The sequence below is a fragment of the Arthrobacter sp. JUb115 genome (assembly GCF_004365035.1).
Taxonomy (GTDB): Bacteria; Actinomycetota; Actinomycetes; order Actinomycetales; family Micrococcaceae; genus Glutamicibacter.
In genome coordinates, this window is record NZ_SOBS01000013.1 from 56,925 (window position 1) to 81,902 (window position 24,978).

Annotated in this window: 26 protein-coding genes; 12 read left to right on the plus strand and 14 right to left on the minus strand. The window is 62.1% G+C overall.

Annotated elements, in window-relative coordinates; all coding sequences use genetic code 11:
• Positions 1-17 precede the first annotated feature (17 nt).
• Positions 18-422 carry a RidA family protein gene (locus tag EDF61_RS17260; RefSeq protein WP_133834957.1) on the plus strand — a complete coding sequence of 135 codons (405 nt, stop codon included), beginning with the start codon at positions 18-20 and terminating at the stop codon, positions 420-422.
• A 121-nt stretch (positions 423-543) separates the two neighbouring features.
• On the opposite strand, the gene EDF61_RS17265 is transcribed toward EDF61_RS17260, so the two are convergent.
• The 3 genes from EDF61_RS17265 to kynU form a co-directional block, all read right to left on the minus strand.
• Positions 544-1,167: a thymidine kinase gene (locus tag EDF61_RS17265; protein ID WP_133834958.1), complete on the minus strand. Its 624-nt coding sequence runs from the start codon at positions 1,165-1,167 to the stop codon at positions 544-546.
• Positions 1,168-1,273: 106 nt separating this feature from the next.
• On the minus strand, positions 1,274-2,656 hold the full coding sequence (locus EDF61_RS17270; RefSeq protein ID WP_133834959.1) for an amino acid permease: 1,383 nt from the start codon (positions 2,654-2,656) through the stop codon (positions 1,274-1,276).
• A 123-nt stretch (positions 2,657-2,779) separates the two neighbouring features.
• Positions 2,780-4,060 (minus strand): kynureninase, encoded by a 1,281-nt coding sequence (gene kynU, locus EDF61_RS17275; RefSeq protein ID WP_133834960.1) that lies wholly within the window; start codon positions 4,058-4,060, stop codon positions 2,780-2,782.
• A 163-nt stretch (positions 4,061-4,223) separates the two neighbouring features.
• Between kynU and EDF61_RS17280 the strand changes: the two genes are divergently transcribed.
• The 4 genes from EDF61_RS17280 to EDF61_RS17295 all read left to right on the plus strand — a co-directional run bounded on the left by EDF61_RS17280 (position 4,224) and on the right by EDF61_RS17295 (position 7,289).
• Positions 4,224-4,673, plus strand: a complete 450-nt coding sequence (locus tag EDF61_RS17280) for an Lrp/AsnC family transcriptional regulator (protein ID WP_133834961.1) — start codon at positions 4,224-4,226, stop codon at positions 4,671-4,673.
• A 72-nt stretch (positions 4,674-4,745) separates the two neighbouring features.
• A complete protein-coding gene (locus EDF61_RS17285; RefSeq protein ID WP_133834962.1) occupies positions 4,746-5,183 on the plus strand; it encodes a hypothetical protein in 438 nt (145 codons plus the stop codon).
• Positions 5,173-6,624, plus strand: a complete 1,452-nt coding sequence (locus EDF61_RS17290) for a sensor histidine kinase (protein WP_286172332.1) — start codon at positions 5,173-5,175, stop codon at positions 6,622-6,624. The genes EDF61_RS17285 and EDF61_RS17290 overlap by 11 nt, the downstream gene beginning before the upstream one ends.
• Positions 6,621-7,289 carry a response regulator transcription factor gene (locus EDF61_RS17295; protein ID WP_133834963.1) on the plus strand — a complete coding sequence of 223 codons (669 nt, stop codon included), beginning with the start codon at positions 6,621-6,623 and terminating at the stop codon, positions 7,287-7,289. The genes EDF61_RS17290 and EDF61_RS17295 overlap by 4 nt, the downstream gene beginning before the upstream one ends.
• An 18-nt stretch (positions 7,290-7,307) precedes the next feature.
• On the opposite strand, the gene EDF61_RS17300 is transcribed toward EDF61_RS17295, so the two are convergent.
• The 6 genes from EDF61_RS17300 to EDF61_RS17325 form a co-directional block, all read right to left on the minus strand.
• The gene (locus EDF61_RS17300; RefSeq protein WP_133834964.1) at positions 7,308-8,126 is read right to left on the minus strand and encodes a polyphosphate polymerase domain-containing protein; all 819 of its coding nucleotides are present in this window, start codon (positions 8,124-8,126) and stop codon (positions 7,308-7,310) included.
• A complete protein-coding gene (locus EDF61_RS17305; RefSeq protein WP_133834965.1) occupies positions 8,126-8,794 on the minus strand; it encodes a DUF4956 domain-containing protein in 669 nt (222 codons plus the stop codon). Before EDF61_RS17305 ends, EDF61_RS17300 begins: the two co-directional genes overlap by 1 nt.
• A 286-nt stretch (positions 8,795-9,080) precedes the next feature.
• Complete coding sequence (locus EDF61_RS17310; protein WP_133834966.1) at positions 9,081-9,497, minus strand: DUF3151 domain-containing protein; 417 nt, start codon at positions 9,495-9,497, stop codon at positions 9,081-9,083.
• Positions 9,498-9,499: 2 nt separating this feature from the next.
• Complete coding sequence (gene fbaA / locus EDF61_RS17315; RefSeq protein WP_133834967.1) at positions 9,500-10,522, minus strand: class II fructose-bisphosphate aldolase; 1,023 nt, start codon at positions 10,520-10,522, stop codon at positions 9,500-9,502.
• 196 nt (positions 10,523-10,718) lie between these two features.
• The gene (locus tag EDF61_RS17320) at positions 10,719-11,987 is read right to left on the minus strand and encodes a M23 family metallopeptidase (RefSeq protein ID WP_133834968.1); all 1,269 of its coding nucleotides are present in this window, start codon (positions 11,985-11,987) and stop codon (positions 10,719-10,721) included.
• 222 nt (positions 11,988-12,209) lie between these two features.
• Entirely contained in the window at positions 12,210-12,866 is a 657-nt protein-coding gene (locus EDF61_RS17325; protein ID WP_105657903.1) for a TrmH family RNA methyltransferase, read from the minus strand.
• Between the two features lie 139 nt (positions 12,867-13,005).
• Between EDF61_RS17325 and EDF61_RS17330 the strand changes: the two genes are divergently transcribed.
• The 4 genes from EDF61_RS17330 to EDF61_RS17345 all read left to right on the plus strand — a co-directional run bounded on the left by EDF61_RS17330 (position 13,006) and on the right by EDF61_RS17345 (position 16,049).
• The gene (locus EDF61_RS17330) at positions 13,006-13,848 is read left to right on the plus strand and encodes an HAD-IIA family hydrolase (RefSeq protein WP_105657902.1); all 843 of its coding nucleotides are present in this window, start codon (positions 13,006-13,008) and stop codon (positions 13,846-13,848) included.
• A gap of 79 nt (positions 13,849-13,927) precedes the next feature.
• A complete protein-coding gene (locus EDF61_RS17335) occupies positions 13,928-14,566 on the plus strand; it encodes a TetR/AcrR family transcriptional regulator (protein ID WP_166650870.1) in 639 nt (212 codons plus the stop codon).
• A gap of 35 nt (positions 14,567-14,601) precedes the next feature.
• Complete coding sequence (locus EDF61_RS17340; RefSeq protein ID WP_133834970.1) at positions 14,602-15,327, plus strand: ABC transporter ATP-binding protein; 726 nt, start codon at positions 14,602-14,604, stop codon at positions 15,325-15,327.
• Positions 15,324-16,049, plus strand: a complete 726-nt coding sequence (locus EDF61_RS17345; protein ID WP_133834971.1) for an ABC transporter permease — start codon at positions 15,324-15,326, stop codon at positions 16,047-16,049. The genes EDF61_RS17340 and EDF61_RS17345 overlap by 4 nt, the downstream gene beginning before the upstream one ends.
• Before the next feature lie 3 nt (positions 16,050-16,052).
• Here EDF61_RS17345 and EDF61_RS17350 read toward each other — a convergent pair whose 3' ends face one another.
• From EDF61_RS17350 to EDF61_RS17365, 4 genes are read right to left on the minus strand one after another with little or no spacing between them, the layout of a single operon-like run.
• Positions 16,053-18,383, minus strand: a complete 2,331-nt coding sequence (locus EDF61_RS17350) for a glycoside hydrolase family 3 N-terminal domain-containing protein (RefSeq protein ID WP_133834972.1) — start codon at positions 18,381-18,383, stop codon at positions 16,053-16,055.
• Between the two features lie 45 nt (positions 18,384-18,428).
• A complete protein-coding gene (locus EDF61_RS17355; RefSeq protein WP_105657897.1) occupies positions 18,429-19,316 on the minus strand; it encodes a carbohydrate ABC transporter permease in 888 nt (295 codons plus the stop codon).
• Positions 19,313-20,350 (minus strand): carbohydrate ABC transporter permease, encoded by a 1,038-nt coding sequence (locus EDF61_RS17360; RefSeq protein ID WP_133834973.1) that lies wholly within the window; start codon positions 20,348-20,350, stop codon positions 19,313-19,315. The genes EDF61_RS17355 and EDF61_RS17360 overlap by 4 nt, the downstream gene beginning before the upstream one ends.
• Positions 20,351-20,358: 8 nt before the next feature.
• Positions 20,359-21,657 carry an ABC transporter substrate-binding protein gene (locus tag EDF61_RS17365; RefSeq protein WP_105657896.1) on the minus strand — a complete coding sequence of 433 codons (1,299 nt, stop codon included), beginning with the start codon at positions 21,655-21,657 and terminating at the stop codon, positions 20,359-20,361.
• Between the two features lie 216 nt (positions 21,658-21,873).
• Here EDF61_RS17365 and EDF61_RS17370 point away from each other — a divergent pair, with 216 nt between their 5' ends.
• Positions 21,874-22,944 carry a LacI family DNA-binding transcriptional regulator gene (locus EDF61_RS17370; RefSeq protein WP_133834974.1) on the plus strand — a complete coding sequence of 357 codons (1,071 nt, stop codon included), beginning with the start codon at positions 21,874-21,876 and terminating at the stop codon, positions 22,942-22,944.
• An 81-nt stretch (positions 22,945-23,025) separates the two neighbouring features.
• On the opposite strand, the gene pyrE is transcribed toward EDF61_RS17370, so the two are convergent.
• Positions 23,026-23,583, minus strand: a complete 558-nt coding sequence (gene pyrE / locus EDF61_RS17375) for an orotate phosphoribosyltransferase (RefSeq protein ID WP_181148872.1) — start codon at positions 23,581-23,583, stop codon at positions 23,026-23,028.
• 39 nt (positions 23,584-23,622) lie between these two features.
• Between pyrE and EDF61_RS17380 the strand changes: the two genes are divergently transcribed.
• Together EDF61_RS17380 and nadE are read left to right on the plus strand one after the other, a co-directional pair.
• A complete protein-coding gene (locus tag EDF61_RS17380) occupies positions 23,623-24,060 on the plus strand; it encodes a MarR family winged helix-turn-helix transcriptional regulator (protein WP_105657893.1) in 438 nt (145 codons plus the stop codon).
• Positions 24,061-24,152: 92 nt separating this feature from the next.
• Entirely contained in the window at positions 24,153-24,977 is an 825-nt protein-coding gene (gene nadE, locus EDF61_RS17385; RefSeq protein WP_133834975.1) for an NAD(+) synthase, read from the plus strand.
• The last annotated feature ends 1 nt before the right edge of the window (position 24,978 follow it).

Sequence of the window (24,978 nt, forward strand, 5' to 3'; positions counted from 1 at the left end):
TACTGAAGGAGAATTCCATGCCAGTGAATTATTCAAGCCCCGCCGGGATGCTCCCCGGAACTCCCTACCACCACGTAGCGGTGGGATCCGGCACGCGGCATATCCACATCGCCGGACAGGTAGCCCACATGCCCGACGGCTCCAGGATCCCCGACGATTTGGCTGGCCAGGTGGCGCAGGCGCTACGCAACGTTTCCGCAGGCTTGAACTCGGCAGGGGCGGGGTTCCAAGACGTCGTCAGGCTGACCGTATACGTAACCGACTGGGAAACCAGCAAAATATCGGAGTTCATGCAAGGAGTCGAATCCGTCGCGGAGGAAATCGGGTTGCAGCTTCCAATGCCGCCTGCATCGCTGATCGCCGTGGCCCAACTGTACGAGCCAGCAGTTCTCGTGGAGATCGAAGCTACAGCGATACTCTGACCCGCAACGAAAACGCCGAATGGGCCGCGGCCAGCGCCTTACCCGGCTGGCCGCCACTGGGTGGACCGGCCGCCGGCGGCTATCGGCCGGCGCGAGGCTTCCGGTCCGAAAGGCTACCGAGCTAGCCCAGCTTGCCGCCGGAGGCTTCCAGATAGCAGGCAGCGCACAGCGACTCGTACCAGACCTCTTCACCGTCGATAGCGACCTGGTCTCCATCAAAAACAATGTGGTCACCCGATCGGCGGGTATTGAACATGGCCTTGCGCCCGCAGCGGCAGATGGTCTTCAGCTCTTCAAGCGAGTGCGCCAGTTCCATCAAGCGTGCCGAGCCCGGGAAGGCACGGGTGCGGAAGTCGGTACGGATACCGTAGGCAAGCACTGGGACATCATCGAGCACGGCAATGCGCAGAAGATCATCGACCTGGGTGCGGGAGAGGAATTGAACTTCGTCGACCAGCAGGCAGGCTACCGGCGGCGCATCCACATGCGGCAGCAAGGCATCAGGGTCATCGCCGAGGCAATGGGCCGCGAACTTCTCGCGGAGGTTCTCTTCCGGCCCCACGCTGAAGTCGACTTCGCGTTCGATTCCCAGGCGGGAAACGATTGATTTCTCGCCCTTGGTGTCAACCCCCGGCTTGGCCAGCAGGATACGCTGGCCGCGTTCTTCGTAGTTGAAGGCAGCCTGCAGCAAGCTCGTGGATTTGCCCGAGTTCATCGCTCCGTAGCGGAAATACAGCTTGGCCACCATTGCTCCTCGAAAGTTGCGGCGCCTGCCAACCGGCAGGCCCCTTAAGATCTTAGTGCCCGCTCCGCAGATCTCAAGCGAACCAGCACCGCGGACGACTGCCCTGCTACTTCGCCGCAGGCTGTTTCTTGCCGGCGAAAACCAGCCTGTAGAGCACCGACATTACGATGACGAAGGGAACACCGAAGATCAGGGTGTACTTGAATTCCGGCACGAAGAACGAGGTCACCAGCAGGCCGCCGAGCAGTACCGAGCCGAGAATCGACGCGGCCGGGTAGCCTGGCAGCTTGTACTCCAGGACGGCCCGGTCCAGGCGCACCTGGCGGCGGAAGGACACGTGGGTCACCAGGATCATGAACCACGTCGCCAGGGCACCGAAGGTAGCCAGCGACATCATGATGCCGAAGCCTCCCTCCGGAACCAGCGCGTAGACCAGTGCTGCCACGGCGATGCCTCCGGCAGACATCCACACCGCGTGGATAGGAGCGCCCGCGCTGTTGGTCCGGTGTGCCAGGCGCGGCGCGTGCCCGGAATCAGCCAGCGAATGCAGCATGCGGGTTGCCGCATAGAGCTGGGCATTCATGGCCGAGAGCGCGGCAATGATGAGCACGAAGTTCAGTACCGAATCGGCGAACGGGATACCCATCTGGGACATCACAGTGACAAATGGCGATCCGCCGGCCAGCAGTTCGCTGGTGGGCGCCACCGCGAGGATCAGGGCCATGGTGAACACGTAGAAGAGCAGCAAGCGCAGGAAGGAGACCTTGAAGGCCTTGCGTACGGCAATCTTGGGGTTCTTTGCTTCTGCGGCGGCAATGGAGATCGCCTCGATGCCCATGTAGGAGAAGATCGCCACGATGACAGCGGTCCACATGCCGAACAGGCCATTGGAGAAGAAGCCGCCTTCGGCCGAGTAGTTATGGAACCCGTATTGGTCGCTGGGGTCGTGGAACACCAGCCAGAGGGCAATGATGATGAACGCGACCACCGCGAAGACCTTGATCGCGGAGAACCAGTATTCGGTGGTTCCGAAGATCTTCACGCTGGAGAAGTTCACGCCCAAAAGCGCGGCCGAGAAGACAAGGACCCAAACCAGCCCTGGAATCTCGGGGAACCAGTACTGCATGTACTCGCCTACCGCGCTGACTTCGGTGCCCACGGCGAAGATCAGCGCCGACCAGTACAGGTACTTGGTCAGGTACCCGGCGAAACGTCCAAGATAGCGTTCGGCGTAGACCCCGAAGGAACCGGCTACCGGCTGCTTGACGGTCATTTCCGCCAATGCGCCCATGACCAGCAAGGCGACGACCCCGCCAATGAGGTAGCTGATGATCACCGAGGGACCGGCCATGGCGATGGCGAGCTTGCTGCCCGCGAAAAGACCGGTGCCGATGGCACTGCCCAGCGCGATCATGGACATCTGCCCAGGAGTCAGCGACTTCTTCAAACCCGAACCGACTTCAGTGGCGCGTACCGGCTGCTTGCCCAACGATGCTCCCTTTAGACCTATGCGAACAGCACGGCATCGAAAATGCCGTGCTGCTCTTAAGGTTACTCTCGCGCAGATTCGCTGGCTTCGGGGCACCAAGGCCTGAAAGCGGCGGAATTTGCGTTATGTCACGGCATTACGCACGGCGTACTCTTCGCGCTGCCAGGCATTGGTGTGCAGAATTTCACGCAGTTTCTCCACGGCGTCCCAGATATCGGTGCGCGTCAGGTACAGCGGGGTGATGCCGAAGCGCAGGACTTCCGGTTCCCGGTAGTCCCCGATGACGCCCTGGTCAATGAGCGCAGCGATGATTTCATACCCATGCTCATGGCGGAAGCTGACGTGGCTGCCGCGAGCAGCATGTTCGCGTGGAGTCACCAGTTCCAGGCCGTAGCCGGCGCAGCGGGTTTCAACCAGCTCGATGAACAGGTCCACCAGCTCCAGCGAGTTGGCGCGCACCTTGTCCATGTCCGCTTCCAGCGCGATATCCAGGCCGACCTCGATCATGGCCAGTGAAGTAACCGGCTGGGTACCGCACATGAAGCGGCGAATGTCATTTGCTGGCGTGTAGCTGTCAGCCATCTCGAAGGGCGACTTGTGCGACCACCAGCCGGACAGCGGCTGCCAGAAACGTTCATGATGGCGGGCATTGACCCAGATGAAAGCCGGAGAGCCCGGGCCGCCGTTGAGGTACTTGTAGGTGCAGCCCACAGCGTAGTCGGCATCTGCGGCATTCAGGTCAATCGGTACTGCACCTGCGGCATGGGCCAGATCCCAGACCACCAGGGCTCCGGAGCCGTGGATGGCTGCAGTGGTCTCGCCCATGTCCCACATGGAACCGGTGCGGTAGTTCACATGCGACAGGGCAACCACGGCGACAGTTTCGTCCAGTGCGGTGCGCAGCGAGGACTCTCCATCGATGAGCTTCACCTCATAGGCCACACCGGTTTCCTGCGAGAGCGAGTTGACCAGGTCGGCCAACCCCTCGGCGATATAGATGTCCGTGGGGAAATTGTCTCGTTCGGTGAGAATCACCCGGCGCTGCGGGGCATCGGCCTTCTGCGTGCGCAGTGCCGAGGCCAAGGCCTTGAACAGATTCAGCGTGGTGGTATCGGTGATCGCAGTCTCGCTGGGGTTCGCGCCCAGCAACCGCCCCAGCTTGTCGCCGAGCTTCAGCGGCATCTCGAACCAGCCGGCGGTGTTCCAGGAACGGATCAGGCCCTGGCCCCATTCTTCGGTCACCACCTGGGCGGCGCGTTCGGCTGCACCCTTCGGCAACGCGCCCAATGAGTTGCCATCGAGGTAGATGACGCCTTCCGGGAGGTTGAAGCGGTTGCCAAAGGCCACCAGCGGGTCTGCCGCGTCCAATTGGGCAAGGGACTCTCGGGTCAGTTCCGTGGTCATTGGATCTCCTGTTCGGCCAAGATCAAAGCGGGAGGACTTCCGTTCTCCCTGGTGCATCCATCGTAGAATCTAGTTCGATATAGTGCGACCAGATCCAAACTTTTCCAAAGAATTGAGTTGATTAGCCGTGGCAGGTTCATTATGGACGGTTCAAGGCGATGCCATGCCGAATCCTGTTCGCGTCGACGAAACGGATCTGTCCATTCTCACCGAGCTGAGCAAGGATGCTCGAATTGCCAACAACGTCTTGGCTGCCACAGTCGGCTTGGCGCCATCGACCTGCTTGGGCCGGGTGAAAGCACTCTCCAAGGCGGGGGTGATCACCGGTTACCATGCCGCGATCAATGAGCGTCTTCTTGGTGTTGCCGTCAACGCCATGATCTCTATTGTGGTCTCGTCCACAGCCCGAGACCGCTTGCTCTCCTCGGCGCATCAGCTCAAAGAGCTTGCCGAGGTCAGGGAAGTCTTCGTTCTTGGCGGCTCGCCGGATTTGCTGGTTCGGGTGGCTACCCAAAGCATCGAAGACCTACGGGCATTCGTGGCCGCGCACTTGGGCTCCAACCGCGCGTTCTCATCCACCCAGACGGTAATTATCTTCGAGCACCTGGCTTAGCCGAGACAGGCTTTTTGTCATCTAACGGCGTCTCTCATCTATATCTCATTTATTTCAGCCACAATGAAAAACATGGGAAAGGAAGCTTTGCGCCGCGTCTTTGCGACGATCGCTGTCATCGCAGTCGTTTTTCTTGGCGCGTTCGGAATCAGCCAAGCCTTGGAAGGCCCGGCGGACCGGGACCTCGGTGAAGGGTTCATCTTCGAAGAAGTGACTCCTTCCCCGACAATCGGCACACCTGGCACTCCTTCCTCTTCACCTTCTTCCTCGGCGGCTGAATCCCAAAAGCCGTCCTCCAGCCCGAGCACCTCTGCCAAGCCGACAACCTCGGAAAAGCCCAAGCCCAGCGCTACCCCGACACCGAAGCCCAAGCCGAAACCTCCAGCACCAGCACCGCCAAAGAAGACCGTTGTCCCGCTGCCTCCTTCGGGCACCCAGTATGACGACGATGACGACGATGACGATGACGACTACGAAGACTATGACGACGACGATGACGATGACGACTAGAGCGCCGGAACGCCGGTGGTCCATCCGGGCCCGAGTTCTGACCGGGATGATGCTCCTGGTTGGCTTGGCCTTGCTGGCAGCGGGTACGGCAAGCTTCGGCGTACAACGCCACGAACTCAATGAGCGCTTGGATGAGTCATTGACTCGCACCGTCAAGGAATTCGAAGTCCTCACCGAAACCGGTGTTGATCCGCGCACCATGGAACGCTTCAAGCACGCCGAAGACCTGCTGTACATTGCAATGCAACGCACCCTGCCTTCTCCGAAGCAGGGCATGCTCTCCCTGGTAAGTGACGAGGTGCGTTGGACCGCACCGGATATCGTCAACACCCGCCTGGAAGATGATCCGGAATTCCTGGAATGGGCCAGAAGCGTCCAGGACGCCAACCATATCCGCTTGGGAACTGTCGATACGGAAATCACGACCTACCGCGCCGTTGTTGTTCCGGTCAGCCTTCCTGCAGACCACGAGCACGGCGCCTTCGTGCTGGCCTATGACTACTCGGCAGAGGCCATCGCTAATGACCGCAATTTCATGATCTTCGGCGCCGTCGGCGCCTCGGTCATGCTCGTCGCCGCACTGGCCGCCTGGCTTGTGGTAGGACGGATGCTCGACCCGATCCGCCGCCTGCAAACTACCGCGCAACAGATTTCCGAGACCGATGTATCCCAGCGCATTGAAGTTTCGGGAAATGACGAGTTCGCCGAACTGACGGTCACGGTCAACGAAATGCTGGATCGCCTCGAAGGAGCACTCGGTTCCCAACGCCAGCTGCTCGATGATGTCGGGCACGAATTGCGCACTCCGGTGACTATCATCAACGGGCATCTGGAACTGATGGATCCCAACGATCCCGATGATGTTATCCAGAGCCGGGATATCGCGATGGATGAGCTCGGGCGCATGTCCTTGCTGATCAATGACCTGGTCACCCTGGCAAAGTCCAACCGCACCGATTTCCTCCAGGTGGAGCCTGCAGAAGTCGGCAAGCTGCTTGACGACATCCTCGACAAGGCCCGCGGTCTGGGGCCGCGTCAGTGGCGCGTTGACTACCGCACCGAGGCCACCGTGACTCTCGACCCGATCCGGACTACCCAAGCCATGCTGCAGCTCTGCGCCAACGCGGTGAAGTTCTCTGCTGAGGATACCCGCATCGGCTTGGGCAACGAGATCGTCCGCGATGGCCAAGGCAACACCACCTTGCGCTGGTGGGTATCCGATGCCGGCGTGGGCATACAGGCTGAAGATCTTGAACGTATATTCGAGCGCTTCGGACGTGGCCAGAACTCGGTTCGTTCTTCGGGGTCCGGTCTGGGGCTGAACATCGTGCAGGCCATAGCGGAGACCCACGGCGGACGCGTGTGGGTGAATTCGGAACATGGCAAGGGTTCCACGTTCTACATTGATATGCCGTTGACGACTGGAAGCAAGGAAGCATGAGCCAGATACTGATCATTGAAGATGAACCGCGAATCAGTTCGTTCGTAGCCAAGGGGCTGCGTGCTGCGGGACTGACCTCATCCATCGCAGAAACCGGGCATGATGGCTTCACCCAGGCCATCGAGGGTGATCATGAGCTGATCATCCTCGACCTCGGCCTGCCGGATGAAGACGGCTTCTCGGTATTGCGGCGTCTGCGCGCCGCGCAGATCGATACTCCGGTGATCATCCTGACCGCACGCGGCAGCGTGGAAGACACGGTAGCCGGCCTGCAGAACGGCGCCGATGACTACATGGCCAAGCCATTCCACTTCGATGAGTTGCTGGCACGGGTGCGCTTGCGCCTGCGCGCCGAGGACAATGCACCTGAAGTTTCCTCGCTGACCCACGAAGACCTGAACATGGACCTGCTGCGCCGCCGGGTGACGGTCAATGAGCGCGAAGTCGATCTTTCCGCGCGTGAATTCGCGCTGGCCGAAGCCTTCTTGCGCAACCCCGGCCAAGTGCTGAGCCGCGAGCAATTGCTTTCCAGGGTCTGGGGTTATGATTTCGACCCCGGATCCAACGTGGTGGATGTGTATGTCCGCTACCTGCGCAACAAGCTCGGCTCGGAACGCTTTGAGACGGTACGCGGATTCGGCTACCGACTCGCCTCGGAGCGGTAGCCGAATCCTGCACGGGGTCTAGCGCAACGTCGGATCCGGAACGAAGCCCTGCTGGAGCAAACGGCTCCAGCGATTGGCTGGCAGCTGCGGATTCAGCAGTGCAATGCCGATGCAATACTTGGACATCGATACCTCTCGGATGCCCAGCTCGGCCAAGGCCTGGTCCGAAGCGCCCCGGCCATCAGCGGACTTGGTCTCCACGACAATCAAGTCTGGTCCGTCAACCCTCGATTCGCCGTTGGCGTATTCCAGTTCGACGTCACAGGTCAGCCGTTCGCCGTCGATGGGATTCACGAAAGTCGCACGCCGGTAGGCGCTGTCCAGCACTGGCTGCAGCTGGGGGACGTCCTGCCCGTACTCGCGGCGCAGAACCGATTCCAGGAACCCCAGGTTCTCTTCGGTCAGCTCGCCCGCGCTGTCCAGATCCTGCTCTACGCGGTGCTTCACCGTCGACCCTCGAAGCCCCTTGGTCTTGATCTCGAACATCGACAGCCCTGTGTCCGCATAAGTGCGCGAACGCACCTTGTATCTCCGGCGCCGTCCCTGGCGGTGGGCGCGGTACTGGTCGTAGTCCTCGGTATCGAAATACACCGATTCGTAGCGGAAGGTGCGCAAGCCGTCGATCTGCATGATCTTGAATTTATCGCCCAAACGCTCGGATAATTCCGTGAATTCCTCTGGGGTCAGCAAGAACTTCTTGTCGACGCGGGTCTGCAGCGCGGCTTCGGAGATGACCTCTTCGAGACTGATCGGTTCCCGGCCGATGACGGCTTCTTCCAAAGCCGCTCGCGCCTGGGAGGCAGCGAGGTCCGCGCGCTTGGTAGCAAGCGCCGTCATCAGGACCACGTCTCCTGCTTGGCTCCGTTCTGCGCTGCCGGTGCGGACTGGCTGTTCGCCAATTCATAAGTGCCGGAGAAGCTCTCGGATGCGCTGGACTTGGCATTGGACTTGCTGCCGGCAGCGTTGGTACGGAAGCGGACATCAACGATGGTCAGGTCGCGAACCATGTCCAGCTCGACAACTACGGTTCGCAGTACCTTGGCATCCAGCAGTTCTTCCAATGCAGCCTGCAGGTCCGCCTTCTTCGGGTAGGCACGTTCCAGGGTCACGGTCTGGCGATCGGTGCGTGGGGCGAAGCTCGGGTGGTCGGCCAAGAACATCACCAGGACCAATGCCGCGGTGGCTGCTGGAGCCAACCATGCCGGATCCGGGTGCAAGCCATTGACCAATCCGATGGCCAGTGAAATGAAGTAGTAGGCCACTTCTTCCTGGGTCAGGGTGTCCGAACGAAGGCGAATAATCGAGAGAATACCGAATAGGCCGAGGCCAAGCCCCATGCCCGCGCCGCTACCCGAGAGCAATAAGGTGACAGCGAAGATGCCCATGCTCAAAGCAATATAGGCCAATACGAGGTCGCGGCGGAAGTGGCGGCGGAAGTATACGAAGTACACGAGAACCGTAATACCGATGACGTTGGACGCTAGTCCCATCCAGAATGACAACATTGCTCTACCTTTCAAAGGTGTGAAGTGATGATCCCTTCTAAATGAACTTTAGGTGAACTAAATGAGTCCAAAAGTAGAACAACATGAGAACGCCCTCATATTACTGAATGAGTCATGACCTGCATGTTTACCTTCTCATGACGGAGAGGTCGCCGTCTGGCAGGTTTTTCTCAGCTTCTGCGCACCCGATTTTTCCTAGTTCATGAGCGCATCCTCGATGCGTTAAACAGCTATCGGCGGCTCCTCTCTTTGCGAGAGGAGCCGCCGATAGCTGTTTAAGAATTGCTTACTTGCCAGCTTCGATTTCAGCCTTGGCCGTAGCATCCGAGTCGTTCAGGAACTTGCCAATGCGGTCGACTTCTTCAGTCTCGCCGATGGCAGCAGCTGCACGGCCCAGCGCGTAAAGCGAACGCAGGAAACCGCGGTTCGGTTCGTGGCGCCAAGGCACTGGACCCTGTCCGCGCCAGCCGGCTTTGCGCAGCGAGTCCAAGCCGCGGTGGTAGCCAACGCGTGCGAACGCGTAGGACTCCACGATGCGGCCCTCACTGTGCGCTTCGTTGGCAAGCAGCGCCCAAACCAGTGACGAGGCAGGGAATCTTGCCGCCAAGTCCGTGGCTTCATCACCGGCTTCATAGCGTGCGAGCACTTCGGTTTCTTCCGGAAGCAGGGTTTCCGGGATGCCCAGCAGGTTTTCTCCGACCATGGTTACTTCAGCGACTTTCCGGCCGAGCCGAGCTGCTGGGCAGCTTCAACGATGCGGGCAGCCATGGACTCTTCGGCCTTGGCGCCCCACACGCGTGGGTCGTAGGTCTTCTTGTTGCCAACTTCGCCGTCAACCTTCAGCACACCGTCATAGTTGGCAAGCATGTGGCCAGCTACCGGGCGGGTGAAGGCGTACTGGGTGTCGGTGTCGATGTTCATCTTGATCACGCCATAGGCAACTGCGTCAGCAATTTCCTGCTCAGAAGAGCCCGATCCGCCGTGGAATACCAGGTCGAATGGGTTCGCCTTGCCAATCTTGGCGCCAACCTGGGCCTGGATATCCTTCAGGATCTCTGGGCGCAGCTTTACGTTGCCTGGCTTGTAAACGCCGTGGACGTTGCCGAAGGTCAGCGCGGTGATGTAGCGGCCCTTTTCGCCAGCGCCCAAAGCCTCGATGGTAGCCAGGGCATCTTCGACGGTGCTGTACAGCTTGTCGTTGATTGCGTTTTCCACGCCGTCTTCCTCGCCGCCAACGGCACCGATTTCAACTTCGAGGATCTGCTTGGCGGCTGCGGTGCGCGGCAGCAATTCTGCGGCGATACGCAGGTTCTCTTCAAGGGTTTCAGCAGAACCATCCCACATGTGGGAGTTGAAGAATGGATCGCGGCCTGCAGCGACTTCAGCTTCCGAAGCGGCAAGCAGTGGCAACACGAAACCGTCCAGCTTGTCCGCTGGGCAGTGGTCGGTGTGCAAGGCGATGTTCACGCCGTAGTTCTTGGCAACCTGGCGGGCGAAGGCCGCGAAGCCCAGCGAGCCGGTAACCATATCCTTGATGGATGCACCAGACCAGTATGCGGCGCCGCCGGTGGAGACCTGGATGATGCCGTCGGATTCAGCCTCTGCGAAGCCGCGAATTGCGGCGTTCAGAGTCTGCGAGCTGGTCACGTTCACTGCTGGGAAGGCGTAGCCGCCTGCCTTGGCAGCATCGATCATTGCATTGTACTTATCGGGGGTTGCGATAGGCATGCTTCACTCCTGGTGATTAGCGAGGTTACGCGTCTCCATTGACGGCGGTTCGCCATCCATCCTATCGGCTATGTCACTAACTAAGCCCTAAATCTCGTATCGTGACACGGGGAATTCCGCGGTTGACCGCAAAGCAAACGGCCAACCCAGATGAGAGCTCGTCTCATTACGGTTGGCCGCTGGCTTTTTACCTTCTCTATTTGGTTGTTGCGCTTACAGAGGTGCTTCCCGACGGAGCTAGCTGTGTCTTGGTCGTGGTGCTGGGCACTGATGCAGAGCTCGTGGAAGCCTTCGGAGTTTCAGTTCCGGTCGAGGTCGACTTCGACGAATCCGTCTTTGGCGCAGAAGCTGAGCCGGTTGGAGGATCCGGAACGACTTCTTTTTCAGGCTCCGTTGGCGTTTCCGGAACTGAAGGTACCTCCTCCTCAGGTTCTTCCGTGGGTTCAGGTGCCGTGGATTCGCTCTCGCCTGGACTCTTCGAATCGTCTGGGCTCTTCGAACTATCCGGGCTCTTCGAGCTATCAGGGCTCTTCGAACCGTCCGGGCTCTGTGAACCATCCGGAGAATGCGAACCGCTTGGAGTCTCACTCTCGCTCGGCGACGGGCGCTGCGACTCCGATGGCGTCGGCTTCGGCCGTGGAATGATTGGAGTGTCATCCTCAGGGACAATGACGTCTGGATCCGGACCGCTTGGAGCCCGATCAGGAACCCGCGAGCCGTTGCCCTTCGGAGCACTGCCCGCATTGACCGTCAGCCGCTGCGAATTAATCATTGCCTGGCGCTGCCCCGGAATGGTTGGCAGGTAGTTACGCGGATCGTGCCAACGTCCGTCGATGATGACCTCGAAGTGCACATGGCAACCGGTCGAGTTGCCGGTAGTGCCAGCCAAGGCGATCAGCTCACCCTGCTCAACGCGTTGCCCCACTTTGGCAATCAACTTCGAATTGTGGCTGTAGCCAGTCTGGACATTGCTGCCGTGATCAATAGTCACGCGCATGCCGGAGTGCCCGGCCCATGCCGATACGGTCACCGTTCCAGCTTCAGAAGCGTAGACCGGCGAGCCGCAGGAAATAGGGTAGTCCTGGCCAATGTGGATCTGGTTGCCAGGACCGGTAGGGTTGGCACGCCAGCCGTAAGGGCTGGAAATACTGCGGGTCTTGACCGGGTGCATCAGTTGCAGGTCGCCAGGCAATTTACCGAGCTCGCCGACCATGCCCGCGAGCAGAGCTGAGGATTCGTTGTCATTGCCGGACGCTTCTGAGCCGGCGTCAGCGCCATCAAGCATTCCAACGGGACGGCCGTCAATAGCCAGCTCCTTGCCGGAACCGCCAAATGAGTTCAGTGGCGCATCTGCACTGACATAGACCGGTCCGTTGAACATTGATGGATCTGCCACAGCATCGATACCTACAGGGATATCGCCCTGCCTGGAGTCACCGGCCTGCGCCATGATCGGGATCGCCAAGGCTCCCGTCAGTCCTAGCGCGGCGACGATAGAAGTCGACCATATAACCAATGGCCTTCTGCGCCGAGGCAGCCCGGGCAACAGCAAGTCACGGTTCACTTGATGACGTCGTTTCACGACCGCCCTCTCCCAGATCACGTTTTCATAACTAAAACCCAGAGTAGGCGGAAAATGATAACTAATCCAGATGCTCGACTAAACTCGTCAGTATTAAATTTCTTGTTAACCTACTTTTTGCCCAAACACGTGCCTGCGTACCCACGCATGCATGGCAATCCCGGCTGCGGATGCCGCGTTGATTGAACGAGTCGAGCCGAACTGCTCGATGGACAAGGTGTCCTTGGCCGCAGCGTGGACTTCCGGGCTGAGTCCCGGACCTTCCTGCCCGAAGACCAGCACGCAGTCCTTCGGCAGGTCGTAGGTTTCCAGTGGAACGGAGTCCGGGAAGATATCGATTCCCAGAATCGTCAACCCCTCGCCTTCAGCCCAGGCAACGAACTCCTCCACTGTTGCATGGTGGCGTACGTGCTGGTAACGATCAGTAACCATGGCGCCTCGTCGATTCCAGCGGCGACGGCCGATGATATGGACTTCTTTGGCCAGGAAGGCGTTTGCGCTGCGTACCACGGTGCCGATGTTCATATCGTGCTGCCAGTTTTCAATGGCGATATGGAAATCGTGGCGGCGTTCGTCAAGATCAGCAATGATGGCGTCCATCGTCCAGTAGCGGTACTTGTCCGCGACGTTGCGCCGGTCGCCCTCGGCAAGCAGCTGGGGATCGTACTTTCCGTCGGTTGGCAGTTCCCCCTCCCAGGGGCCTACTCCGATCACATGCTGCGCGCTCGGGTCATTAACTGGTTCATGCGTTTCTTCGTTCACAGTATTAAGCCTAGTTCGTTATGTTCGTGCCCTTGTTCACGGTGCATTTGCGTGCGCCTGTGTAATCTCTTAATAGAACGGGATACTTTCAGTGCCGATAGCTCCCACCACATATTTCCCTAGGGAGGATCCACGCCTCGTGACAACTTCAATCCGCGGTACGCGAACTGTCCACGACATCAAATGCTGGCTCACGGACATGGACGGCGTATTGGTTCACGAGAACCAGGCCATCAAGGGCGCCGCCGAGATGCTGAGCTACTGGCGCGACAACAACCTGCGCTTCCTGGTCCTGACCAATAACTCCATCTACACCCCGCGCGATCTGCGTGCTCGCCTATTGGCCTCGGGCCTGGACGTCCCGGAGGAAAACATCTGGACCTCCGCGATGGCCACTGCAGAGTTCCTGGCTCGCCAGCGCCCCGGCGGCCGCACCTTCGTCATTGGCGAAGCCGGTTTGACCACTGCCCTGCATGATGCGGGGTTCATCATGACCGACCAGAACCCTGACTACGTCGTGCTGGGCGAAACCCGCACCTACTCTTTCGAAGCCATCACCAAGGCCATCCGCCTGATCGAAGGCGGGGCGAAGTTCATCGCCACCAACCCGGACGCTACCGGACCGTCCACCGAAGGCATTATGCCAGCCACCGGTGCGATCGCGGCCTTGATCTCGCGTGCAACCAACCGCGAGCCATACGTGGTGGGCAAGCCGAACCCAATGATGTTCCGTTCTGCCCTGAACCGAATCGATGCGCACTCGGAAACCACCGCAATGATCGGCGACCGCATGGACACCGATATCGTTGCGGGCATGGAAGCCGGACTGCTGACCGCATTGGTCTACACCGGCATCACCGCCCGCGAAGACATGGACACCTTCCCGTTCCGCCCGGACCTGCAGTTCCCATCCGTGGCGAATCTGCACGCGGAACTCGCCAAGGGTGCCGCTGCAGCGGAAGCGCCTGCAGCCAAGAAGTAGCAGCTAGCGGATTCAGCAAGGCCGGGCTTTTGCCCGGCCTTGCTGCGTTGACGCAAGATTCCGGAAGTATGCTGAAACCGTGACCGAGCAAGTACCGAACGAGGTCCCGAGCGCGCGGAAGCGTGGACGGCCCAAAGGCAGCACCACGGGGACAACTAGAGCGGCGATCCTCAAAGCCGCGTCCAAGGAGTTCTCCCGTGCCGGATACGAGGCAGCCAGCCTCCGGTCGGTAGCGCGCCGAGCCGGGGTGGATCCAGCACTGGTTCACCACTATTTCAAGGACAAGAGCGACTTGTTTGTCCAGACCATGCGCATCCCCGTCAACCCAGGGGAAATCATCGCCGAGGCGGCAACAGCGCCGTTGGAGGAGATGGGCGAGGCGCTGACTCGCGCATTGCTCGCTACCTGGCGCAAGCCGGCTTTCTGCACGGCAGCAACGGCAATGATCCGGGGCTTGGTCTCCAGCAGCAGCGCGGCGAAAGTCCTCCGTCCATTCCTGCAAGAGCAGATCTTCTCGCGCTTGGGTGCGCGTTTGCCGGAAGAAAGCGCCGAGCCGAGGGTAGCCCTGGTGGCCAGCCAGGTTGTCGGCCTGATTGTCGCGCGCTACATCATTGGCTTGGAGCCTTTGGCCTCCATGGATGATGAGCAGGTTATCGAGCTGGTGGCCCCCACCATCCAGCGCTACCTCACCGGCCAATTGCCTGCGTTGAACCATTGACATGCCGCTGGCAGAGGTCCCTAATTCATTATGTGATGAATAAAACGGCTTGTGTCGATGTGCAGCGGCTCGACGTCAGACGCGGAAGGGCATTGGTCCTGGACCACGTGGAATTCCAGCTCGCGCCGGGACGGATCATCGGCTTGCTCGGCCCCAGCGGCAGCGGCAAGAGCACCTTGCTGCGAAGCATCGTGGGCAACCAGGTCATCAGCAGCGGAACAGTCTCCGTTCTCGGAAAGCCCGCCGGGCACAAGTCCCTGCGCAACCGGGTCGGCTACATGACCCAGGCAGCCAGCGTCTATGACGATTTGAGCGTCCGGCAGAACATCGCCTACTTCGCCAAGATCCTCGGCCAGCCCCCAGCAGAAGTGGATCGAGTCCTCGAAGCCACGGACCTGGCGGACCAGGCTGGCCGGCTGGCCATGGGCCTGTCCGGCGGACAGCGCAATCGGGTGTCCTTGGCCATCGCGCTGCTCGGCTCGCCAGAAATCGTCATCCTGGATGAACCCACGGTGGGTTTGGACCCGGTGCTGCGTGCGGATTTGTGGGCGATGTTCTCGCAGTTGGCGGCCACCGGCCTGTGCCTTGTCGTCTCCAGCCATGTCATGGACGAAGCCATGCGTTGCGATGAAATCCTGCTGCTGCGCGAGGGGAAGCTGCTCGGCCAGATGAGCCCGGCTGCATTGATGGAGTCAACCGGTGCAGACAATCCCGAAAATGCCTTCGTTGCCCTGATCGCGGCAAAAGGGAACCAGCCATGAAACGGACGCTCGCCACCACCGGTCGGGTCCTGGCCCAGGTGCGCCATGACCCGCGGACCATTGCCTTGATGCTCATCGTGCCCAGCCTGCTGATCGGCCTGATCGCATGGATCTTCACCGACACCCCGGCCTTCAGCCGCATTGGCCCGGCAATGATCGCCTTGTTCCCATTCGTGGTCATGTTCCTGGTCACCAGCATCGCAACACTGCGCGAGCGGCGCAGCGGAACCCTTGAGCGCCTGCTGAGCATGCCGCTGGCCAAGGGCGAATTCATCTTCGGCTACGCGCTGGCGTTCACCCTGGTTGCGATCCTCCAGACCATGATCGCGGTCAGTTTCGCCATCTGGGTTTGCGGCTTGGAGATCGAAGGCAGTTTCTGGCTGCTGTTTGCGGTGGCCGCCCTCGACGCGCTGCTGGGCATCAGCCTCGGCCTGATGGCCAGCGCCTTCGCACGCACCGAATTCCAGGTGGTTCAATTCATGCCGGCGCTGGTCATCCCGCAGTTCCTGCTGTCCGGAATCATCCTGCCCCGCGAGCAGCTGCCCGGCGCGCTGGAGGCCATCGGCGCCTGGCTTCCGCTGTCCCACGCCATCGACGCCCTCTCGGATGCCGCGGCGGGAACAGTGGATTCGGCGACGGCAAGAAGCATGCTGGTCATCGCCGCCTGGATCGCCGCCGCGCTGATCGTCGGTTCCCTGACCCTGCGGCGGCGCACCGCCTAGCGGCTACGCGATGTCCACCGGGGTGTCCAGCACGCGGCCCTCGGCCACTTCGCGCACCTTCCCGGTGATCCGGAACTCGGCCTGCAGTGGCAGGTCCTCGCTGCTGGTTCCCACCAGCGCGGTGAACTTGCCCGGTTCCACAATGCGCTTCCCGGACAGCCCGGTGAACGAGGTTCGGTCAGCATGCACGGTGAAAGCCACGCGCTTCGACTCCCCTGCCTCAAGCTGCACCTTGGCGAAGCCGGCCAGCCAGCGGCGCGGGCGCACCACCTGCGACACCGCGTCAGCCAGGTACAGCTGCACCACTTCGGCACCGGAGCGCGCTCCGGTATTGGCCACGGTGGCACTGACCCGAATGGTGCCGTCGGCAGCGATTTCAGTTTCCGGCAGTTCCAGCCCGGAGATCTCGAAGCTGGTGTAGGAGCTGCCGTAGCCGAAGGGGTAGAGCGGACGCGGATCGAGGTTGGTTACGCCTTCTGAATGCCACGCCAGCTTGGAAGCCAGGTAGGTGCCCGGCTGCCCGCCGATATGGTCGGGGATCTGCACCGGCAGCTTGCCCGAGGGGTTGACCTCGCCGGTCAGCACGCCAGCCAGTGCCGGCCCGCCTTCCACCCCGGGCATGAAGCACTGGATGATGGCCGCGGTGCGATCAGCGAATTGCCCCAGCGAATACGGGCGCCCAGTGACCAGCACCAGCACCGTCGGGGTCCCCGTGGCCAGCACGGCTTCCACCAGATCCCCCTGCCGCCCGGGCAGGCGCAGGTCGACGACGTCGCAGCCCTCCCCCGAGGTGCCACGGCCGAAGAGCCCGGCGAGGTCGCCAACGGCAACCACCGCGACTTCGGCGTTGCGGGCGGCCTGGACCGCCTGGGCGATGCCCGAATCATCCAGATCGGTGAAGTCCACGCCACGGGCATACTCGATCTGCGATCCGGCGAGCGCGGGAGCCAGCTGCAAGGCTTCGAGGATCGAGGCCATCGGCACGCCGTAGTCCTGCTGCTCGGCGAAGCGCGAGTAGACATGGTTGGTGAAGGAGTAGCAGCCCAGGTGGGTGCGAGGCTGGGAGGCGCTGGGCCCGATGACCGCCAAGCGTGCCGGGCTGGCCAAGGGCAGGATCTGCTCGTTGCGCAGCAGGATGATCGATTCCTCGGCCATTTTCCGGGCATGGGCACGGTTATCGGCCGAATCCAGTTCCACGTCATCGCCCAGCCAGGCCTGGCGCGGGTTCCAGCCCGGATCCAGCAGGCCCATCTGCAGTTTCTGGGCCAGCACGCGGCGCACCGCGGTGTCCAGGACTTCCTGCTCCAGCGCTCCGGCGCGGACCGCCTGGGCCAGGTTGGCGAAGGCGGTGGTCTCCGGGAGCTCAACGTCCATGCCGGCTTCCAGGGACAGCCGGCCCGCGGCGTCCTCGTCTTCTGCGACTTCGTGCATGCTGTGCAGGAAGCTGACGGACCAGTAGTCCGCCACGACGGTTCCCGCGAAGCCCCAGCGGCCCCGCAGCACTTCGGTGAGCAGCCGGTGGCTGCCAGCGGGCGCTTCGCCATCCACGTCCGCATAGGAGTTCATCACGGACTTCACTCCACCCTCGCGAACCGCGCGTTCGAACGGCGGGAACACCGTGTCTTCCAGCGCCCGGGGGCCCATGGAGACCGGCGCGTGGTTGCGCCCGGCTTGCGAGGCCGCGTAGCCGGCGAAGTGCTTCAAGGTGGCGTGCACCCCCGAGTCCTGCAGGCCGCGCACGTAGGCTACGCCCAGCTCCCCAACCAGGTGGGGGTCTTCGCCCATGGTCTCTTCCACCCGGCCCCAGCGGTAGTCGCGGGTGACGTCCAAGACCGGGGACAGGCCCTGGTGCACTCCCATCTTCAGCATGTCGGCGCCGATGCGCCGGGCCATGCCGCCAATGAGTTCCGGGTTGAAGGTGGCGCCCCAGGCAATGGACGCCGGGTAGCAGGTCGCGCCAAGGGTGGTGAAGCCAGTCAGGCATTCCTCGTGGGCGATGGCCGGGATGCCCAAGCGGTTCGCGGCAATGACCTGTTCTTGCAGCTCGACCAGGCGTTCGCGGCCTTCGGCGGGGGCCAGCGGGATGGTGCCGAAGGCGCGGGTGATATGCCCCAAGCCGTCCTTGATGGCGGTTTCGAAGCTGGGGCCTGCGGTGAAGGTATCGGCCATCGGCGCGACGTTGCCTTCCCCGTCCTGGTTTTCTTCCTCCGGGCGGATCCAGAACGAGCCCAGCTGCCCGGCTTTCTCTTCCAGGGTCATTTCATCCATGAGCGCGGCGACGCGCTGTTCGGCAGGAAGTGAGATGTCGTGCCAGGTTTGCTCGACGGTTTTCATGGCAGTTCCTTGTCTTCAAAGATTTCGATTGCTTGCGGGGGCGGATCAGCCCTTGACTGCGCCCTGCAGTCCATTGACGATGCGCTTCTGCATGGCCAGGAAGAAGATCAGTGCCGGGATCATCGCCAGCGCGGTGAACGCGAAGACGCCGGCGGTGTCGGCCGAGTGCTCGCTGGAGTAGTCGGCGACGCCCAGCGGCAAGGTGCGCATATCCCCTTGCAGCAGCAGCAACGGCAGCAGGTAGGCGTTCCACGAGCCGACGAAGGCCAGTACGCCGACGGTGACCATGCCCGGCCCGGACAATGGCAGCAGGATCCTCCAGAAGAAGCCGATGCGGCTGGCGCCATCGAGCTGGGCGGCTTCTTCCAGCTCCTGGGGCAGCGCCATCAGGAAGGGGCGCAGGATGACCACGGTCATGGGCAGCGCGAAGGCCGCCTGCGGCAGGGCGACGCCCCACCAGGTGTTGCCCATGTCCAGGTCCCGGGTAATCAGGATGAACAGCGGAACAATCGCCACGGTGGCCGGGAACAGCAAGCCAAGCACGAAGACCATGAAGATCGGCTCGCGCAGGCGGAACGTGTAGCGGGCCAGCGGGTAGGCAGCCATGATGCCGAAGACCACCACGACGATGGTGGTGATCACCGCGATCATCGTGGAGTTCAGCGCGTACTGCCAGAAATCCGGGTTCTTCAGCACGCCGGCGTAGTTCTCCAGCACCCACGGCTCGGGAAGGCCTGCCGGGTTCTCGGCCAGCTGCGCGTTGGTGCGGAACCCGCCGAGCACCCCGTAGAGGACCGGGCCCAGGGTGATCGCGACAACCGCCAAGGCGATGGCGTAGACCAGGACGTTTCCGCCTTGCCGGCCGTTGCGCTTCTTGGCGCGTTTTGCCTGGGCGGGGGTGTGCTGGGGCCTGGTAGCCAGGGTGGCGCTCATGCTTTGGCCTTCTTCCGCTTCGTGCGCTCATCATCGGGCTGCGAATCCCGCTTGAGGATGAGCTGCTGGTAGGAGATGGCCAGAACCAGGGCGACGATGAACAAGATGACCGAGGCGGCCGCGGCGATCCCGAAGTTCTGGCGCTTGGTTCCTTCCGAAACCAGGAAGCTGGCCATCGTGGTGGTGGCGTTGGCCGGTCCGCCGCCGGTGAGGATCCAGACCATGTCGAAGAGCTGCAGCGAGCCGATCATGGACAAGAAGCCCCAGGTGCGCAGGGTGGGGCCCAGCAGCGGGATGGTGATCTTGCGCTGGATCTGCCACCAGGAGGCGCCGTCGATTTCCGCCGCTTCGTAGAGCTCGGACGGCACCCCCTGCAGCCCGGCAAGGAACAGGATCACCGCCAGGCCAAGGTACTTCCAGGTCAGCACTGCCAGCACGGTCCACAAAGCGAGTTCCGGCGTGCCCAGCCAGCCCTGGGCCGGCCCCTGGATTCCCAGCTTGGACAAGATGGTGTCGAACACCCCGTACTGCGGCTGCAGCAGCTGGAACCAGACCACCCCGGCGATGACTTCGGACAGCACGTAGGGCACGAAGATGATGGTGCGCAGCAGGGACTGGATCTTCATCTTCCGGTTCAGCAGCAGGGCGATGCCCAGGCCGATCGGCAGCTGCAGGGCGATGGAGCCGCCGATGATGACCAGGTTATGGACCAGGGCATCGGTGAACACCTCGTTGCCCAGCACCCGGACGTAATTCTTGAAGCCCACGAAGTCCACCAGCGGGCCGAAGCCCTTCCAGTTGTACATCGAGAAGCGCACGGCCTGGATGATGGGGACCAGCATGAAGACCGCGATCAGCAGCAATGCCGGGCTGACGAAGAACAGGATCTCCAGGTTCTTGCGCCGCTGCGCGGGCTTGCGCGTGCGCTTGGCACCGGCAGGCGGCAGTCCGCTTGGCGCAGAACGCCGCCTTTCGGAAAGCCCTGGGCCACCGCTGGCTGGCGGACTGGCTGCGTAGGTTACTTCTGGGGCCACGGCGTGGATCACTTCTCCAGGTCAGCGGCATCTTGGCTGGCGTCGACGATCTTCTGCGCGTCGGATTTGCCGGCGAAGAGCAGGGCGATCTCGTCGTTCATGGCCCCGCCAATGGAGGCGCCGAACGAGGTGTCGAAGTACAGCTGGAAATATGGCGCCTTGTCGCGCACGTCCATCAGCGAAGCCAATGCCGGATCCGAGATCGCGTCCTTGGCCGCCGGGTTGGTCGGCAGGCCCATGTCCAGCTCGGCGAAACCGCGCTGGACCTCGTCGGAGAGCATGTGCTTCACGAAGTCCACCGCCGCGTCGGGGGCGCCTTCGGAAACTGCCCAGGCGTCGCCTCCGCCAAGCTGCGCGGCCGGGTCGCCCTGGCCGCCCTCAATGGCAGGGAAGGGGAACCATCCGGTGTCTTCCCCCATGCCAGTGCCGTCTTCGGTCAGGCCCTGCATGACCCCTGGCTCCCAGTGGCCAGCCAATTCCATGGCTACCTTTCCGGTGGCCAGCAGGCCCGAAGCGGAGGTGGGGCCGGACTGCGCCGGGGTAGAGAGGAAGCCCGGGTTGAATGGCTCGGACTTGATCAGCTGGTCCACGTCTTCCCCGGCCTTGGTGAAGCACTGGTCGCTGAAATCGAGATTGGCGACCGAATCGGCCAGGGTCTGCTGGGAGCATTCGCGCACTGCCGCGTAGTACCAGTAGTGGGCTGCCGGCCATTTGTCGCCGGCGCCGATGGAAATCGGGTCGATGCCTGCCTGCTTCAGCTTCCCGGTGGCCGCAATCAGTTCATCGAAGGTCTGCGGGGCCGAGTCGATGCCCGCTTCCTTGAACAGCGCCTTGTTGTACCAGAACCCCGCGCCGCCCAGCGAGAACGGCAAGGCGTAGGTCTTGCCATCGAGCTGCCAGCCGCCGGCGTTCTCGCCGAGGAAGGCGATTTCCTCGGAGGCCGCCTCGGTCAGGTCCTTGGTCAGCCCGGCGGCCACGTGGGCTGCGAGCTCCCCGCCACCACGTTCCATGTAGACATCCGGGGCGTCGCCGCTCTGGAAGGCCGCATCGAGCTTGGTGAGCATGTCCTCGTGCTGCATTGCGCTGACTTCGACCTCCACCCCTTCATGGGCGGCTTCGAAGTCGGCTGCAACCTGTTCGTAGTAGGCCTTGCCGTCGCCGTTATTGGAGTTGTGCCACCAGGTGATGGTGGTGGTTCCGTCTGCCGACGTCCCTTCCTGGCCTGCATCGGCGGCGCAGCCGGTGGCCAGCAGGGCAGTCGTGGCGGCCAGCGCCAGAATCTGCGCACCTCGGATCTTGGATAACATGCTCGTGCTCCTCAGCTGTGATGAAGACCTGCCGGCATCGGACGGCAGGCGATTGGCTCCACCAAGAATTGCACCGTGACGCAGGTCATGTCAATCGTTTTCGATAACGTTTTCGAAATCCATTGCGAAAACGTTGTCGAAAGATCCGCAATCGGTCGTCACGCCCCCGTGAAGTCACGGAATTCCGGAGTATTTTGCGCTACTGTTAGTGACGTGATGACCCCTCAGACCGGAATCCCCGGGATCGCCAATGCCCAGCAGCCGCAGATCCCCGGCGAGCCTTCCAGCGCACGCGTGACCATCAACGACGTCGCGCGCGCCGCGCAGGTCTCCGTCTCCACCGTCTCGAAGGTCGTCAACGGCCGCTACGGGGTCGCCCCGGCCACCATCGCCAAGGTCCACCAGGTCATCAGCGAACTGGGCTACGAGACCTCGCTGGTCGCCTCCTCGCTGCGCAGCACCCGCACCAACATCATCGGCATCCTGGTGGCGGAGTTCGAGCCCTTCTCGCTGGGCCTGCTCAACGGCATCTCCGCGACCCTGCGCGGAACCCCATACGATTTGATGGCCTACGCGGGCAACCTTTCCCCCGAAGGGCATGCCGGCTGGGAACGCCGCTCCCTGTCCCGCTTGGGCGGAACGCTGATCGACGGCGCCATCATCGTCACCCCCACCGTGGAAGTCCCGCACAGCTCGGTGCCGGTCGTCGCCATTGACCCGCATGCCGGTCCGGAAATGCCGATCGCCATCGACGTGGACAACCGTTCCGGGGCCTATACGGCCACCCGGCACCTGCTGGATCTGGGCCATCGCCGCATCGGGCACATCCGCGGGCGCGGGGACCTGGCTTCCGCGCACCTGCGCGAGCAGGGCTACCGCCAAGCGCTGGAAGAGGCCGGCGTGGAATTCGATGGGCAGCTGTCGCACGATGGCGATTACCAGCATGATGCCGCGGTGCAGGCCGCCCATGACCTGCTGGACCTGCCCCAGCCGCCCACGGCGATCTTCGCGGCCAATGACCTCTCGGCCCTGGCCGCCTTGCAGGTGGCCGGCGAGCGCGGGCTGCAGGTTCCCGGCGATCTTTCGATCATCGGCTTCGATGACATCCCGGCCGCGGCACAGTCCTCTCCCCCGCTGAGCACCGTGCGCCAGCCGCTGCATGAGATGGGCGCCCAGGCGGTGAGCATGCTGCTGGGCCTGCTTGCGGGCGAGGACGTCCGCTCCCCCGGCCATCTGCCTGCCGTGCTCGTCCCGCGCGAGACCACGGGCCCCGCGCGCAGCAGCTAGCCGGGAAAAGCAGAGCACCCCGCCGCGCACCGGGAATTCTCCGGTGGGCAACGAGGTGCTGTGCAGGGAATCGCTTGCCGGCTACAGGCCCAGCTCGTTCTTGCCGTAGGCGAACAGGTACGGAACGCCGGCTTCTTCTTCGATGCGTTCCTTGGCTCCGGTGTCGCGGTCAACGATCACGGCCACGGCAATCACGTTGCCGCCGGCCTTGCGCACGCCCTCGACAGCGGTCAGCGCCGAACCGCCGGTGGTGGAAGTATCCTCGAGCACGATGACATCGCGGCCTTCGACGCTCGGGCCCTCGACCTGGCGGCCCATGCCGTAGGACTTCTGCGCCTTGCGGACCACGAAAGCGTCGATGGCGCGGTCCTTGGCCCGGGCGGTGTGCATGATGGCGGTGCCTACCGGGTCAGCGCCCATGGTCAAGCCGCCCACATTGCTGAATTCCAGCTTGGCCTCGTCCAGCAAGCCAAGCATGACTTCGCCAACCAAGCCCGATGCTTCCTGGTGCAGGGTTACACGGCGCAGATCGATGTAGTAATCAGCTTCCTTGCCCGAGGACAAGGTGACCTTGCCGCGCACAATGGCTAGTTCTTGGATCAGTTCTTTTAGTCGCTCACGGGCGCTGGTTTCGCTCATACCCTCGATTCTAGTCGGCATCATGGCTAGGCTGATTCCATGAACGCAAAACGCCCCTTGGGTTACTGGCTGAAATTGGTGGATTCGCTGATTGACGAGCAGTTTGCAGCGACTTTGGAAGAGCACGGTGTGACACGCAGGCAATGGCAGGTGCTCAACCTGCTGGAGCAGCAACCTGCCACCGAGGCGCAACTGGACGCCGGGCTTTCCCCGTTCTTCGCCTCGCCGGATGAACCGCAATCATTGAGAGAGCACCTTGCCGAGTTGATCGAATCCGGCTGGGTTACGGCAATCAACGGCGAGTATTCCATCACCGATCGGGGCCACACCTCGTTGCTCAAGCTCAGTGAGCTCGTGGAAAAGATCCGCACCCAGTTCGGCCAGGATCTGGACGGTTCCGAATATGACGCGGTGGTCGAAGCCTTGGAAAAGATTGCGCGCAATCTCGGCTGGAACCCGGACCAGGATTCCGAATAGCCCCTCCGGGATTTGTTGAGAACAGATTAACTTTCGTTCCCAGCCTGTGCAGCGGTACCGCACGGCGAGGGCTCATGCCTAGGATTAGAAGCATGCGTGAACTGCAAGCAAAGATCATTGAAGAGCTGGGCGTGCGCCCGGAAATCGACGCGGCCGACGAAATTCGCCGTCGTATCGACTTCCTCAAGGACTATCTGGCCGCTACCGGCGCCCGGGGTTTCGTGCTGGGCATCTCCGGCGGCATCGATTCAACGCTGGCTGGGCGCTTAGCCCAGTTGGCCGTCGAAGAGGTGCGCGAATCCGGCGGCGAGGCGCACTTCGTGTCGGTGCGCCTGCCGCATGGCGTGCAGAAGGATGCGGCCGATGCGGAAGCGGCCATGGATTTCGTGGCTGCCGACGAGCAGTTCGAGGTGAACATCCAAAAGCCTGTCGCCGCTTTCGATGAAGCCCTGGCCGATGCGGGCCACCTGGCGCTGAGCGATTTCAACCGCGGAAACCTCAAGGCCCGCACCCGGATGATCATGCAGTACGCCATGGCCGGGGACCGCGGGATGCTGGTCCTGGGCACCGATCACGCGGCCGAATCGATCACCGGCTTCTTCACCAAGTTCGGCGATGGCGGAGCGGACCTCCTGCCCCTGGCCGGGCTGAATAAACGCCAGAACCAGGCACTGCTGCGCGAGCTGCAGGCTCCTGAGCTGCTGTGGGCCAAGGAGCCTACCGCGGACCTGCTGGACGGCCAGCCGCTGCGCGCAGATGAAGAGGAACTTGGCCTGACCTATCCGCAGATTGATGACTACCTCGAAGGCCGCGAGATTGACCCTGCGGCGGCCGAGGTCATCGAAAGGCGCTTCGTGGGATCCCGGCACAAGCGCACCGTACCGGCCACCTACTGGGACAAATGGTGGCGCGCTTGAG